General features: G+C 33.8%; 11 protein-coding genes. 1 reads left to right on the top strand and 10 read right to left on the bottom strand.

Annotated features, from left to right (window positions below):
- Positions 1–5 precede the first annotated feature (5 nt).
- The 10 genes from argC to pdxR form a co-directional block, all read right to left on the bottom strand.
- Positions 6–983, bottom strand: a complete 978-nt coding sequence (argC, locus tag ACTU6T_RS08815) for an N-acetyl-gamma-glutamyl-phosphate reductase (RefSeq protein ID WP_460217846.1) — start codon at positions 981–983, stop codon at positions 6–8.
- The gene (locus tag ACTU6T_RS08820; protein ID WP_460217847.1) at positions 980–2,164 is read right to left on the bottom strand and encodes an argininosuccinate synthase; all 1,185 of its coding nucleotides are present in this window, start codon (positions 2,162–2,164) and stop codon (positions 980–982) included. The genes argC and ACTU6T_RS08820 overlap by 4 nt, the downstream gene beginning before the upstream one ends.
- Positions 2,161–2,784, bottom strand: a complete 624-nt coding sequence (locus ACTU6T_RS08825) for a GNAT family N-acetyltransferase (RefSeq protein WP_460217848.1) — start codon at positions 2,782–2,784, stop codon at positions 2,161–2,163. The genes ACTU6T_RS08820 and ACTU6T_RS08825 overlap by 4 nt, the downstream gene beginning before the upstream one ends.
- Positions 2,785–3,213: 429 nt before the next feature.
- Positions 3,214–4,791, bottom strand: a complete 1,578-nt coding sequence (locus ACTU6T_RS08830; protein ID WP_460217849.1) for an NADP-dependent glyceraldehyde-3-phosphate dehydrogenase — start codon at positions 4,789–4,791, stop codon at positions 3,214–3,216.
- Positions 4,792–4,802: 11 nt separating this feature from the next.
- On the bottom strand, positions 4,803–6,071 hold the full coding sequence (ilvA, locus tag ACTU6T_RS08835; RefSeq protein ID WP_460217850.1) for a threonine ammonia-lyase IlvA: 1,269 nt from the start codon (positions 6,069–6,071) through the stop codon (positions 4,803–4,805).
- Positions 6,072–6,170: 99 nt separating this feature from the next.
- On the bottom strand, positions 6,171–7,670 hold the full coding sequence (ilvC, locus tag ACTU6T_RS08840) for a ketol-acid reductoisomerase (protein ID WP_460217851.1): 1,500 nt from the start codon (positions 7,668–7,670) through the stop codon (positions 6,171–6,173).
- 16 nt (positions 7,671–7,686) lie between these two features.
- Entirely contained in the window at positions 7,687–8,217 is a 531-nt protein-coding gene (gene ilvN / locus ACTU6T_RS08845) for an acetolactate synthase small subunit (RefSeq protein ID WP_460217852.1), read from the bottom strand.
- Positions 8,218–8,233: 16 nt separating this feature from the next.
- Entirely contained in the window at positions 8,234–9,970 is a 1,737-nt protein-coding gene (gene ilvB / locus ACTU6T_RS08850; RefSeq protein ID WP_460217853.1) for a biosynthetic-type acetolactate synthase large subunit, read from the bottom strand.
- A 12-nt stretch (positions 9,971–9,982) separates the two neighbouring features.
- Positions 9,983–11,662 (bottom strand): dihydroxy-acid dehydratase, encoded by a 1,680-nt coding sequence (ilvD, locus tag ACTU6T_RS08855; protein WP_460217854.1) that lies wholly within the window; start codon positions 11,660–11,662, stop codon positions 9,983–9,985.
- Positions 11,663–12,154: 492 nt separating this feature from the next.
- Positions 12,155–13,630, bottom strand: coding sequence for a MocR-like pyridoxine biosynthesis transcription factor PdxR (gene pdxR / locus ACTU6T_RS08860; RefSeq protein ID WP_460217855.1), 1,476 nt, complete (start codon positions 13,628–13,630; stop codon positions 12,155–12,157).
- A 79-nt stretch (positions 13,631–13,709) separates the two neighbouring features.
- On the opposite strand from pdxR, the gene ACTU6T_RS08865 reads away from it, so the two are divergent.
- Positions 13,710–14,954, top strand: a complete 1,245-nt coding sequence (locus ACTU6T_RS08865; RefSeq protein ID WP_460217856.1) for a M14 family metallopeptidase — start codon at positions 13,710–13,712, stop codon at positions 14,952–14,954.
- The last annotated feature ends 13 nt before the right edge of the window (positions 14,955–14,967 follow it).

Below are 14,967 nucleotides of genomic sequence, written 5' to 3' on the forward strand. Positions count from 1 at the left end.
CCTATTTAAAAAAAGTTGGCTTTAAGGTGTAATCCTTCCGTTTCTTCGAAGTTAAACAATAAGTTCATATTCTGAACGGCTTGTCCTGAAGCTCCTTTTAATAAATTGTCAATTATGCTTGTTACAAGCAGCTTATTGTTATGTTTATGTAAATGTATGATGCACTTGTTAGTATTTACTACTTGTTTTAAATGGATGTTGTCATCAGAGATAAAAGTAAAAGCTGCATCTTTATAATATGTTGTATATAAAGACTTCGCATCATCTAGTGATCCTTCAAAATAGGTGTAGGCAGTAACGAAAATTCCTCTAGAGAAATTGCCACGATTTGGTACGAAATGAATTTCAGAGTTAAAATCCGTCTGCAGTTGTTTTATGGTTTGATTAATTTCACCTAAATGCTGATGGGTAAAAGGTTTGTAATACGAGAAATTATTATCTCGCCATGTGAAATGTGTGGTTTTTGATAAAGATGTACCTGCTCCAGTGGCTCCAGTTACGGCATTAATATGTACATCTTCATTTATAAGATTTGAATTAGCAAGCGGTAAAAGTGCTAACTGAATTGCTGTTGCAAAACAACCTGGATTAGCAATGTGGCTTGCATTTTTGATGTTTTCTTTTTGAAGTTCTGGTAACCCATAAATGAAATTCTTGTTTTCAAAACAATTGTCGTCTTTAAGTCTAAAGTCATTACTTAAATCAATTATTTTTGTACTTGTTGAGAAGCTGTTTTGTTCTAAAAACATCTTTGAATTGCCATGGCCTAAACATAGAAATACTGCATCTACATTAGCGTTGATTTTTGATGTAAATTCCATTTCAGTAGAACCAATCAAGTCTTGATGAATATTAGAAATCTTATTTCCAGCATTTGAAGTGCTATATACAAAGTTAATAGAGACTTGTTTGTGATGAAGTAGTAACCTAATCAATTCTCCAGCTGTATAACCAGCGCCACCTATAATTCCTACATTAATCATAATTCTGAATTTACCTGTTGATAGATTTTATTTTGATTGCCATTTATTTTGATGAACCCTTTAGCTTCTTCTGCTGACCAGCCATTATTTTCTTCGCCATAACTTCCAAATTTGGGATGCATTAAATCATGTGCCGACGAAATACCGTCTAAGGTGAAATGATAAGGTTTTAATGTTATTGTAACGTCGCCAGATACCTTGTCTTGGCTATGCTGTAGAAAGGCCTCCATGTCTCGCATAACGGGATCTAAATACTGACCTTCATGCAAGTGCATGCCATAGAAATTTGATATATAATCTTTATGTTGAAGTTGCCATTTTGTTAAGGTATGTTTTTCTAATAAATGATGTGCTTTTATAATAATTAAAGCTGCCGCTGCTTCAAATCCAACTCTACCTTTAATCCCAACAATTGTATCACCAACATGAATGTCTCTACCTATAGCATAATTTGAAGCAATAGTATTGAGTTGTTCTATGTTTTTTTCTGAAGGATTTTTGGTTCCGTTTAGGGCGACCAATTCTCCTTTTTCAAAAGTTAGATTAATTTTCTCACTACCTTGTTTTTTTAATTGCGATGGATATGCAGATTCCGGTAATGGCTGTTGTGAAGTTAAGGTTTCTTCACCACCAATACTGGTACCCCAAAGTCCTTTGTTAACTGAATATTTCGCCTTATTCCATGACAGATCAATTCCGTTGTCAATGAGATAATCGATTTCTTGTTGTCTCGTTAATTTTCCGTCTCTAATTGGCGTTATAATTTCTATCTCTGGCGCTAAAGTTTGAAAGATCATATCGAAACGTACTTGGTCATTTCCTGCGCCTGTGCTTCCATGAGCAATATAGCTAGCACCAATACGTTTTGCGTATTGAATAATTTCTATGGCTTGAATAATCCGTTCTGCACTAACCGATAAAGGGTAGCTGTTGTTTTTGAGTACATTTCCGAAGATTAGATATTTAACAACCTTGTTGTAATAAGTAGTGCTTGCATCTATATTTTTATATGTGGATACACCCATTTTGTAAGCATTCTTCTCAATAGTTGCTATTTCTTTTAGAGTAAAGCCTCCTGTATTTACACTTACAGCATGTACATCATATCCAGCCTTACTCAAACTGACTGCGCAATAAGAGGTATCTAGACCACCACTATAAGCAATTACTAATTTTTTCATTTTTTATTTGATTTTAGGAACATCGATTGTTTGATATTTTTCAATCGTGTCCAGACTTTTTTGTCAATACTTCTTTCTTTAATGTTTGAATTTTCTTTTTTTGAAGGATCGAAGAGCATGCCAGTACATAAACACATTTTTTGTTCGGTTCTGGTTAATACGTCAAAATTTTTACAGGTTTGACATCCTTTCCAGAATGACTGATCATCTGTTAATTCTGAAAAAGTAACAGGCTTGTAACCTAAATCACTATTCATTTTCATTACAGCCAACCCTGTAGTAATGCTAAATATCTTTGAATTAGGAAATTTAGCTCTAGAATGTTCAAAAACTACTTTTTTAATTTGTTTAGCTAAGCCTTGTTGCCTAAAATCTGGATGTACAATTAATCCTGAATTGGCAACAAATTTGCCATGACTCCAAGCTTCGATGTAACAAAATCCGGCGAATTTTTCGCCCTCTAATGCGATAACGGCATTGCCATTATTCATTTTAGAAATGATATATTCTGGCTGTCGTTTGGCAATACCTGTACCTCTAACTTGAGCAGCTTCAGAAATAGTTTTACAGATGATATCTGCATAAATACTATGTGATTTATCAGCAATAACAATTTGCATTGTAATTGGTTTAGAAATTAAAAAGATGTGTTATTATATTGTTTGAAAGCTGAACCGGACTCACCTAAGTTCTAAAAATAGAAACATACCCTTACGGGCGACGTGGAAAAAGTCGACGCACAATATCTGTATTATCTTTTAAGATAATTAATGTTTGAAAATGATATTTGAGAAAAAAGTTATACACAATAATGAAATGAAAATGACAATAGAAACTGTTTGCTAAATAGAAGTTTTAGCGGCGGCGTTTTGCCAAGTTAAGACCAGTAGGTCTGGGGGTTCTATATTTGTGTCTTAGTGTAAACATATAGCTAAACTACATATTAAATTTTTAATGACAATAGGTATTCTTTGATTTTGTAAAAGAATTATGAGATTCTAAAAATTGGCTGCTTATAATGTAAATATCTCATTTTTAAGCCCTTTAGATTAAAGAATATAATCTGTGCTAACGAAGTTAGACGCACGGCATTCTAAAAGTTCTTTTAAAATAGCATTATTATAAGCATTGTCTTTTGATGCAACAAAGGTTCTAATTGAAAATGAGCGTAGCGCATCATGCACACTCAAAGTTGCAACTGCGGAGTCTTTTCGCCCTGTAAATGGATAGACGTCAGGACCACGTTGACATGAGCTATTCAAATTAACACGACATACTAAATTTACAAGTGTATCAATTAAAGGAGCTAAAGTGTTAACATCCTTTCCAAATAAGCTTACCTGTTGTCCATAATTGGAAGCCGCCATATCATCTAAAGGAACCTCAATGTCTGAAAACGGTATTATTGGTATTACTGGTCCAAATTGTTCTTCTTCATACACACGCATGTTTTTTGATACTGGGAACAATACCGCTGGGAAAATATAATTATCTGTTGTATTCCCGCCTTTAGTATTAATAATTGTAGCACCTTTTTCTTGGGCGTCATTAATGAGTTCTTGAATATATGCTGGTTTATCAGGTTCTGGTAAAGGTGTTAATTGTGCACCATCTTCCCAAGGATTACCAAATTGTAATGCATCAACTTTTTCAGAAAATCTTTTGTTAAATTCGATTACAATGTCTTCGTGTACATACAAAACTTTTAGTGCCGTGCATCGTTGACCATTGAAAGATGTAGCACCTGCAATACATTCGTTAATTGCCAAATCTAAATCGGCATCTTTTAGTACTATGGCAGGGTTTTTAGCTTCTAAGCCTAAAACCATACGAAGACGGTTGCTTTTTGGGTGTTGATTTTGTAATGCATTTGCTGATTTACTGTTGCCAATTAATGCTAAAACATCAACTCTTCCATCTGCCATAATTGGTGATGCAACGGTTCGACCTCTTCCATAGATAATATTAACTACACCTTTTGGGAAACTATTTTGAAACGCTTCTAATAAAGGTGATAATAGTAGTACTCCAAATTTGGCAGGTTTAAAAATAGCGGTATTTCCCATAATTAATGCAGGGATCAAGAGTGCAAACGTTTCATTTAATGGATAGTTATATGGCCCCAAACAAAGTACAACACCAAGAGGTCCGCGTCTTATATGCGCATGAACTCCAGCATGTTTTTCAAATTTAGCGCTATTGCGATCCATTTGCTTGTAGTCTTCGATCGTATCATATATGTACTCGACAGTTCTATCGAATTCTTTTTGAGAGTCTGGTAAATTTTTTCCAATTTCCCACATCAAAAGTTTAACAACTTCCTCGCGTTTGGTTTTCATTTGTTCAACAAATTTTTCCATGCAAGAGATACGATCAGCAACTTTCATTGTTGGCCATAAACCTTGCCCTTTGTCATAAGCATTAACAGCAGCGTCTAAGGCTTCTAAAGCTTGTTGTTCGCCAAGGGTTGGGATAGAACCTAGTAGTGTTGGTTTGTAATCTTCTGTCGAAGAAATTGTTGAATAAACCTCAGATGTAGTGCCCGACCAAGATTTTAATTCGCCATCTACTAAATAGGTGTTTTGTATTATTAAGTTTTTGATTTGATAATGTTCTGGAATTGTCATTGCTATGTTGTTTAGACTAAGAATTGAAATAAATCTGGTTTATCGTTTAAATAATCTCCGTAGAATTGGTGAAGCTTCATTTTGGTGATTAGTGGTTCTAAATCGTCAGGATGTTTTAATTCTAAACCTACCACTGCGACATCATTTTCACGATTAACTTTTTTGGTATACTCAAAATGTGTGATATCATCTGTAGGTCCTAATATATCTACTACAAAATCTCTTAAAGCACCAGCTCGTTGTGGGAACTTAATAATGAAATAGTGCTTGAGATTTGCATGGAGTAATGCACGCTCTTTTATTTCTGCAGTACGTGTAATATCGTTATTACTTCCACTTATGACACAAACAATATTTTTACCTTTTATTTCATCCTTAAATTGTTCTAAGGCTGAAAGGCTAAGAACTCCAGCAGGTTCTGCCACAATTGCATCTTTATTGTAAAGCTCTAAAATAGTTTGACAAATCTTGCCTTCGTCAACAGAGACAACACGATGTAAGGTTTCTTTGCAGATTGAAAAATTTAAATCACCTACACGTTTTACGGCAGCTCCATCTACAAAATTATCTATAGATTTTAGCTCAGTATTTCTATTGTTATTAATTGATGTTAACATTGATGGAGCACCTTTTGGTTCTACACCAATGATTTTAGTTTGTGGTGATAACATTTTAAATACGGAAGATAATCCTGCTGCCAAACCACCACCGCCTACTGGCACAAAAACGTAATGAATGGGATGTACTTTTGATTGGTCTATAATTTCCAAACCAACTGTTGCTTGTCCTTCAATTACTTTTTTGTCATCAAAAGGATGCACAAAGGTTTTGTTCATCTCCTCACTTTGTTGTCTTGCTGCATGATAAGCATCATCAAACGTGTCACCAACCAAAACTACATCAATATAATCTTCACCAAACATTTTTACTTGTTCAATTTTTTGGTTTGGAGTTGGTGAAGGCATGAAAATTGTACCTTTAATTTGAAGTAATTTACAGGAAATCGCTACACCTTGAGCATGATTTCCTGCACTTGCACACACAATTTCGTTTTCTATTTGAGTAGCATTTAAGGATGAAATTTTATTATACGCACCACGAATTTTATAAGAGCGGACCACTTGTAGATCCTCTCTTTTAAAATAAACATTTGCTCCAAAGTGTTTTGAATAGCGCACATTTTTAGTTAAAGGTGTCACAGATGCGATGCCTTTTAGTTTTTCTGCAGCCGCTTCAATAGCTTCAAGTTTAGGTCTATATAGTGTTGTTGTATTTTCCATCCATGTTTATAAGAATACTGAACTCTTATTGATTTGTAAGACTCCTCTAAGGTTTTGACTTTTGTTAGAAACCATAAAGCCTCAGAGGGTAAATTGTTGTTAAGCTAATACTGTATTTTCAACAGGTGCAGATTTGATGACTTTCATAGCTGTCATTGCTGCACGCAGTCGTTGCCCTACGGCTTCAATTGGGTGATTTCGGATAGCATCGTTAACTTCGATTAATTCAACATTATCTACACTATTGGTGTTTGTATATGATTTTCCAATGATAGACGTGTCTACTGTTTTCATGAAATCTGTTAGTAAGGGTTTACATGCGTGATCAAATAAATAGCAGCCATATTCAGCAGTGTCAGAAATTACACGATTCATTTCGAATAATTTTTTTCTAGCGATTGTGTTTGCAATTAATGGCAATTCGTGTAATGATTCATAATATGCAGAATCTTCAATAATTCCTGCGCTAACCATAGTTTCAAAAGCCAATTCAACACCAGATTTCACAAAAGCAACTAATAATACACCATGATCAAAATATTCCTGTTCTGAGATGTGATCTGTAGTCAAAGCAGTTTTTTCAAATGCTGTTTCGCCAGTTGCAGCTCTCCATTGTAATAAGTTAATATCATCATTAGCCCAATCTTCCATCATGGTTTTTGAGAAATGTCCTGAGATTATATCATCCATATGTTTGTTAAATAGTGGACGCATGATGTCTTTTAATTCTTCAGATAAGTGGTAGGCTTTTATTTTGGAAGGATTTGATAATCGATCCATCATATTAGTGATGCCTCCATGTTTTAAGGCTTCAGTGATTGTCTCCCAGCCAAACTGAATTAATTTAGCGGCATAACCTGGTTCGATGCCTTCTTCAACCATTTTGTCAAATGATAAAATAGCTCCAGTTTGTAATAAGCCACAAAGAATGGTTTGTTCTCCCATTAAATCTGATTTTACTTCAGCAATAAAAGAAGATTCTAAAACTCCCGCTCTATGTCCACCAGTAGCAACAGCATAAGCTTTTGCTTGTGCCCAACCTTTGCTTTCAGGGTCGTTCTCAGGATGTACTGCAGTTAATGTTGGTACTCCAAATCCGCGTTTATATTCTTCTCTTACTTCGGTTCCAGGGCATTTTGGAGCCACCATAATAACCGTTAAGTCCTCACGAATTTTAGTACCTTCTTCTACAATATTAAAACCATGCGAATAACTAAGAGTAGCTCCTTTTTTCATTAACGGCATAACTGCTTTTACAACATTTGTATGCTGCTTATCTGGAGTTAAGTTTAATACTAAGTCTGCGGTAGGAATTAATTCATCATAGGTTCCAACGTTAAAGCCATTAGATGTTGCGTTTTTATACGAATCACGTTGTTCATCAATTGCAACTTGTCGTAAAGCGTACGAAATATCCAAGCCTGAATCCCTCATATTTAAGCCTTGGTTGAGTCCTTGAGCACCACAACCCACAATTACAATTTTCTTCCCTATTAATGCGTTTACACCATCTTCAAATTCTGAAGCATCCATAAAGCGACATTGTCCTAATTGCTCTAATTGTTCTCTTAATGGTAATGTGTTAAAATAATTTGACATCTTATTCTTAATTTATTTAATGTTGAAATGCTTCTAGCATTGTTGAAATTTTCATTTCATCTTTAGTAACTGCAATACGTCCTGAACGTGTAAATTGCATAATTCCAAAGACACTTAATTCTCTGTATAATAATTCTATTTCTTGTGTTCTTCCAGATTTTTCTAGCACAAAAAACTCTTTGTTTACTGTAACTATTCTGGCATTACTATCTTTAATAATATTTTGAATTTGACGTTCTTCAAATAATAAATCGGATTTAATTTTGAATAAGCACGATTCTTGATAAATGGTATCTTCTTCAGAATGGTAATAAGCTTTAATAACTTCAACTTGTTTTTCAATCTGACCAATAATTTTCTTTATCTGTTCTTCAGTAATTCTGATGAGAATTGTAAACTTTGAAACGCCTTCAATTTCAGAAACAGATGTGTTTAAACTTTCTATATTGATGTGTCTACGCTGAAATATTGCAGAAATACGATTTAGTAACCCAATGTTGTTTTCGGTGTACACTGAAACGGTATATAATTTTTTATCTTCACTCATTTTCTAGATCTTTTATTTATTCTAATCTGATGTCTGAAACACTTGATCCCGTTGGTATCATTGGAAATACATTATCTTCTTTTTCAACACATACTTCTAAAAAGTAGGAATGTTTTGAAGCAATCATTTCTTCTACAGCATCTTTTAATTCCTCTCGTTTTGTTACTTTTTTGGCATCAATTTGATAGCCTTTGGCTATAGCGACAAAATCTGGATTTATCATTTCTGTTGAGGCATAGCGTTTGTCAAAAAATAACTGTTGCCATTGGCGAACCATACCTAAGAATTCATTGTTTAGCACAACAATTTTAACAGGAACTCTTTGTTGAAAGATGGTACCAAGTTCTTGAATTGTCATTTGATAACCACCATCTCCAATTATGGCAACTACTTCACGTTCGGGAGCAGCCATTTTTGCCCCAATGGCAGCAGGTAAGGCAAAGCCCATAGTGCCTAATCCGCCAGACGTGATATTACTTTTAGTTGTATTGAAATCGGCATAACGACAGGCAATCATTTGATGTTGACCAACATCACTAACAATTGCCGCCTCTCCTTTGGTTTGGGTATTGATTTCTTTTAAGACTTCACCCATAGTCAAACCGTTTTTTGTTGGATGTAAATCCTTCTTGATGACCTTTTCAAATTCTATCTGATATAAATCTTTGAATTTTTGGTGCCAATCTTTGTGTTCGTTTTTATTAAGTAATGGAAGCAAGGCTTTTAAACTTTGTTTAGCATCTCCTAAAACGGCAATATCAGTTTTTACGTTTTTATCAACTTCAGCAGGATCTATTTCAAAGTGTATCACTTTGGCCTGCTTAGCATAGGTTGCTAAATTTCCAGTTACACGGTCATCAAAACGCATACCTATAGCTATTAGTACATCACAGTCATTGGTTAATATATTGGGTGCATAATTACCATGCATTCCAACCATGCCTACATTTAAAGGATGGCTAGATGGAATGGCAGAAGCACCTAAAATAGTCCAAGCTGATGGTAATCCAGCTTTTTCAATCACTGCTTTAAATTCTTCTTCTGCTTCACCAAGAATAACACCTTGTCCCCAAATGACCATTGGTTTTTTAGCGTTATTAATGAGCTCTGCAGCAGCTTTTAGATCTGTTTCATTAGTTTCTGGAACAGGTTTATAACTTCTAATTCCAGAGCATTTTTCATATGAAAAATCAAACTCTTCAAATTGGGCATCTTTAGTAATATCTATTAGCACTGGACCAGGCCTTCCGCTTTTAGCGATATAAAACGCTTTTGCAAATACTTCTGGGATTTCTGATGCTTTAGTAATCTGGTGGTTCCATTTAGTTACTGGAGTTGAGATGCCTACGATATCTGTTTCTTGAAACGCATCTGAGCCTAATAAATGAGAGCCTACTTGACCAGTGATGCATATCATTGGTGTAGAATCAATTTGCGCATCAGCGATTCCAGTAATTAAGTTGGTAGCTCCAGGGCCAGATGTAGCCATAGCGACACCTACTTTTCCAGAAATCCTAGCATAACCTTGAGCAGCGTGTGTAGCACCTTGTTCATGTCTAGTTAAGACATGGTGAATTTTATCTTGATATTTATATAACTCATCATAAACAGGCATGATTGCACCACCAGGATATCCATAAAGAATATCGACACCTTCTGCTAACAAACATTTAATAATGGCTTCACTACCCGATATGCGTTCTGTTATTTCCGTTTTAGTTGCTTGATTTTGTATGGTTTGAGTTCCTTTCATTGTCTCTGTCGTTTAAAATTCATCAGTAACACAACCTTTTGATGCTGATGATACTGTTTTTGCGTATTTATAAAGTACACCACGCTCAAATTTCAATTCTGGTGCTGTCCATTGTTGTCTTCTTTTTTGTAATTCTTCTTCGGAAACTTCCATTGAAATAGAGTTAGTTTCTGCATCGATTGTAATGATATCTCCATCTTTTACTAAGGCAATGTTTCCGCCTTCTTGAGCTTCAGGAGTAATATGGCCAACTACAAAGCCATGGGTTCCGCCAGAGAATCTTCCATCTGTGATTAGTGCAACATCTTTACCTAAACCAGCTCCCATTATGGCTGCAGTTGGTTTTAGCATTTCGGGCATTCCAGGGCCACCTTTTGGCCCTTCATATCTAATAACTACAACATCGCCTTTTTGTACTAATCCGTCTCTAATACCATCATTAGCAGCATATTCGCCTTCAAAGACTTTTGCTTTTCCTTTAAAACTAAGCCCTTCTTTACCTGTGATTTTGGCAACACTTCCGTCAGTTGCTAAATTTCCATAGAGCATTCTAAGGTGTCCAGAAATCTTAATCGGTTCTTCAATAGGTTTAATCACATCTTGCCCTTCAGTTAAATCGGCAACATCAAGTAAATTCTCGGCTAATGTTTTACCTGTAACAGTGAGGCAATCACCATGAATTAAGCCTTTTTTCAAAAGGTATTTTAAAACAGCAGGAATTCCTCCAACAGCATGCACATCTTCCATCAGATATTTTCCGCTAGGTTTTAAATCGGCTAAAAAAGGAGTGTTATCGCTAATGTTTTGAAAGTCTTTAAGAGTGAAATCAATTTGAGCAGCTCTAGCAATGGCTAAAAAATGTAGGACAGCATTAGTAGAACCACCAAGAATGGTGACTAATCGAATGGCGTTTTCTAACGATTTCCTTGTGATAATATCTGAAGGCTTAATATCTTTTTCAAGTAAAACCCTTAAAGCTTCTCCAGCTTTTACAGATTCTTGTTTCTTGTCATCACTTAGTGCTGGATTTGAGGAATTAAACGGTAAGGCCATCCCAAGAGCTTCTATAGCTGAAGCCATAGTGTTCGCTGTATACATGCCTCCACAAGCACCTGCGCCAGGACAAGCTTTTTCAACAATATTTTGATATTCGTTTTCGGTCATGGTTCCAGCAACTTTACTTCCCCATGCTTCAAAGGCAGAAACGACATCTAGTTTTTTGCCTTCATGACATCCAGAATCAATAGTTCCGCCATATACAAGTATAGAAGGACGATTTAAACGAATCATTGCCATTAAGGCGCCAGGCATATTTTTATCACACCCAACAACTGTTACTAAACCATCGTAACTCATAGCCTGCACTACAGTTTCCATAGAATCTGCAATAATATCACGAGATGGAAGAGAGTAGCGCATACCAGGTGTTCCCATAGAAATACCATCACTCACACCTATAGTGTTAAAAATTAACCCAACTACATCTTCATTTGTAGCGCCTTTCTTGACGAGTTTAGCTAAGTCATTAAGATGCATATTACAAGGATTGCCTTCGTATCCAGTACTTGCAATTCCTACAATGGGCTTATAAAAATCTTCCTTTGTTAATCCAATAGCATGCAACATGGCTTGGGCTGCAGGTTGTGTTGGATCTTGTGTAACAGTTTTACTGTATTTATTTAATTGACTCATAGTTTTTATAGGCAAAAAATATTTGCTAGGTTAAAATTAATTGTTGTTATATGTTTTAGGATTCAAATTTTGTTTGATACGCTAAATTCAATGTTACGGACAAATGTTTAAACGCCTGATAACAAGTAACTTGAGTGTAAATTAATATGATGTTCAAATGTTTAAAATTTCAATAAAAAAACCTGAATCTATTTGATACAGGCTTGGATTTATCACATATCATGCTGTATCAACTAACTGGAGTCTATAATGACAATGTTTTTAATAATGATTAGTAATACGTTCATACTTAAATAAAAAAGCCTTCCGGTTGTAGAAGGCTTAAATAATTTTTATGTTTTTAATTTACTATAGCATCCCATATGTTGGTGATATAATCACGACACAAATAGAAATGATATTTAAACTGTGTTTTTGCATTTGTAGAGTCAAAGATTAGAAAAGGATTTTATAAATCAAAATTTAGTTTGTTAGATATTTTTATTAATGTGGTTATTTTAAGTAGTTTGAATAACCGGCTTTCATTTTAATTATGGTTTCTTTAATCACTTTGTGATTAACTGAACAATAACCCATTACAAGTCCATTTTCTTTTTTTCCATTTACGAAATAGTTAGAAAATGGGTGAGCAATTATACCTTTTTGACTTAATAAATCTGAAAGTTTAACATCTTCAATATTAGCTTTTAAATTACCGATAATATGCAGTCCGGAATTTTCGGAATTTATAATTATATCATTTTCAAACGCATCATTGAAATGTTTTAAGAATAATGATTTACGTTGTATCGATACCTGAATTACTTTTCTTAAATGCTTGTTTAGGTAGTCTTTTTCAATAAAATCATTTAATATTTTTTGTTGAGAAGGAGAAACAAATCTACTAGATTGCTCATATAAAGCTCTAACGGTGTCAATTAAAAAATCTGGTAATATCATATATCCCAATCGAATGGATGGATGCATAAGTTTGTTAAAGGTGCCTAAATAAACCACACGTTCTTGTCTATCTAAACTAAACATTGAAGACAATGGTTTTTCCCAATTGCTAAATTCATGATCGTAATCATCTTCAATAATTAATGAGTTGTTAGCAGACGCCCATTTTAATAGTTCAGATCTACGTTTAAGACTCATTTTTATTCCTGTAGGATACTGATTAGAAGGGGTTGTGTATATGAGTTTTGGGTTCACACATTTAACATCCTTAATTATTATGCCTTCATTATCAATTTTTGATGTATGGATTTTGGCCTTTAAGCTATGAAATAAGTTGTATGCGTGCGGGTATGTTGGATTTTCTATTACAACATTATCATTTTTATCAATTAATGAATTACTAATTAATGAAAGAGAATGGAGTGAACCGGTTGTAATAATTATTTGATTAGGATTACAATCAATATTTCTATAAATTTTTAAATAGTTTGAAATACTTTCTCTTAGGCATTCTAATCCAAGTGTATTTGAATAAGAAAGTTCTGAAGCTTTTACTGTTTTCCAATAATCATTTGAAAGATTTTTCCATTGTTGTACAGGAAAAATATCTAGTGGAGGTAGCCCAGGTCTAAAGGCAATTCCTTTAGGTCGATTAGTTATTAATTGAATGTTTTTCTTAAACGCTAACCCTCTTTTTGATATTTTAGGATAATTACCTTCTGTTTGGTTTGCATTTAAATTGTGATTAAATTTTTTATTTTTTAAAGACGCTACATAGTAACCAGAACCTGGTTTGGATTTAATGAACTTTTCTAATACTAGGATGTCGTATGCTTTAATAACCGTACTACGAGATACATTCAAATCTTTAGATAAAACCCGTGTTGGAGGTAATTTAAAGTTTTCTTCTAAGTACCTTTTAATGATAGCTTTTTTTAATGATTCGTATAGATTGAAATAAATATTGTTAGTATTGTTTATAAGATCAAAACCATTAGTGATTAGTATATTTTTTATGTTAAAATGCAAATTGGTATGTGTTTTATTATAAAATTGGTATGTACAATATAGCTTATTCTTTGGTTACTTTTATAATTATTTAATAATAATGAAGCCAACTATATATCAATTTTTATCTATTAGAATATTATTTGTTCTTTTCGTTTTAACTGGATGTTCAGGCGTAAAAGAGGTGGGATTTAAAACTCCTGTTGATACAAATAACAAAACCATTCAATATCAGAAAAAGCAAATCTATTCTCTTAATAATATGGGAGTATTCGCATCAAATGAATTTGATGGAGCAAGATTAAATGGTTTTGAAAAACTTAATGATTCAACAGTAAAACTAATTATTACTCCAGAAAATAGTCCAATAAATAATAGCGCTTATTACGCGTTCAAGGTTTGGTCTAATTCTGATAAAACAGTGTATTTTAAATTCGAATACCCTAAAGGTTTTAAACATAGATATACACCAAAATTAAAAACAGCTGATGGAGATTGGTATGTGTTAAGTGAGACTAATGTTTTTGAAGAAGGAGAGGATGTTACCGTAAGATTGAATGTTTCTAAGGACACTACATTGGTTTGTGCTCAACAAATAGTTACATCTCATGATACCGAAAACTGGTATAAAAATTTAATAAAGAATAAAACACATGTACAATTAAGTCAGGTTGGGAATTCAAAACAAGGTCGACCAATACCTGTTTTAGATATATACAAAGGAGCAAAAAAGAATAAACCAATAATTGTATTATTAACTCGTCAACATCCACCAGAAGTGACAGGTTTTTTTGCGTTCCAATCGTTTTTAAGTGCCATTTTAAATGATAATCAATTGACTGATGAATTCCTTAATAAGTATAGAGTTTTGGCCTTTCCTATTGTTAATCCAGATGGAGTTGATTTAGGACATTGGAGGCATAATGCAAATGGCGTAGATACAAATCGTGATTGGTCAAAATATAGACAGCCTGAGATAAAAAATATTGTTTCATTTATTACTAAACAAAGTAAAAAATATAATGGAACTATTGTTTTAGGACTAGATTTTCATTCCACATATGAAGATGTGTTTTACACAAATAAAATTAGAGAGAATACAACATTGCCCCATTTTATTGAAGATTGGTTTGATGCTCTCGAATCAAATATTTCTGGTTATAAAGTTAATGAAGCTGCAGGTAATAGCACTAAACCAGTATCAAAAGGTTGGTTCTTATACGGCCATAATGCTGTAGGTATTACTTATGAAATAGGAGACGCAACACCTAAGGATAAAATTGAATTAATAGGTCGTGTTTCAGCACAACAAATGATGAGAATTTTAACTAAAAATAATTATTAACTAACTCTAAAAA

Source organism: Psychroserpens citreus (assembly GCF_055686305.1).

Bases quoted from the DNA above. Each gene is read 5' to 3' on its own strand.
- ilvB (WP_460217853.1), bottom strand. From the start codon at position 9,970: ATGAAAGGAACTCAAACCATACAAAATCAAGCAACTAAAACGGAAATA.
- argC (WP_460217846.1), bottom strand. From the start codon at position 983: ATGATTAATGTAGGAATTATAGGTGGCGCTGGTTATACAGCTGGAGAA.
- ACTU6T_RS08830 (WP_460217849.1), bottom strand. From the start codon at position 4,791: ATGACAATTCCAGAACATTATCAAATCAAAAACTTAATAATACAAAAC.
- ACTU6T_RS08865 (WP_460217856.1), top strand. From the start codon at position 13,710: ATGAAGCCAACTATATATCAATTTTTATCTATTAGAATATTATTTGTT.
- ilvN (WP_460217852.1), bottom strand. From the start codon at position 8,217: ATGAGTGAAGATAAAAAATTATATACCGTTTCAGTGTACACCGAAAAC.
- ACTU6T_RS08825 (WP_460217848.1), bottom strand. From the start codon at position 2,784: ATGCAAATTGTTATTGCTGATAAATCACATAGTATTTATGCAGATATC.
- ilvD (WP_460217854.1), bottom strand. From the start codon at position 11,662: ATGAGTCAATTAAATAAATACAGTAAAACTGTTACACAAGATCCAACA.
- ACTU6T_RS08820 (WP_460217847.1), bottom strand. From the start codon at position 2,164: ATGAAAAAATTAGTAATTGCTTATAGTGGTGGTCTAGATACCTCTTAT.
- ilvC (WP_460217851.1), bottom strand. From the start codon at position 7,670: ATGTCAAATTATTTTAACACATTACCATTAAGAGAACAATTAGAGCAA.
- ilvA (WP_460217850.1), bottom strand. From the start codon at position 6,071: ATGGAAAATACAACAACACTATATAGACCTAAACTTGAAGCTATTGAA.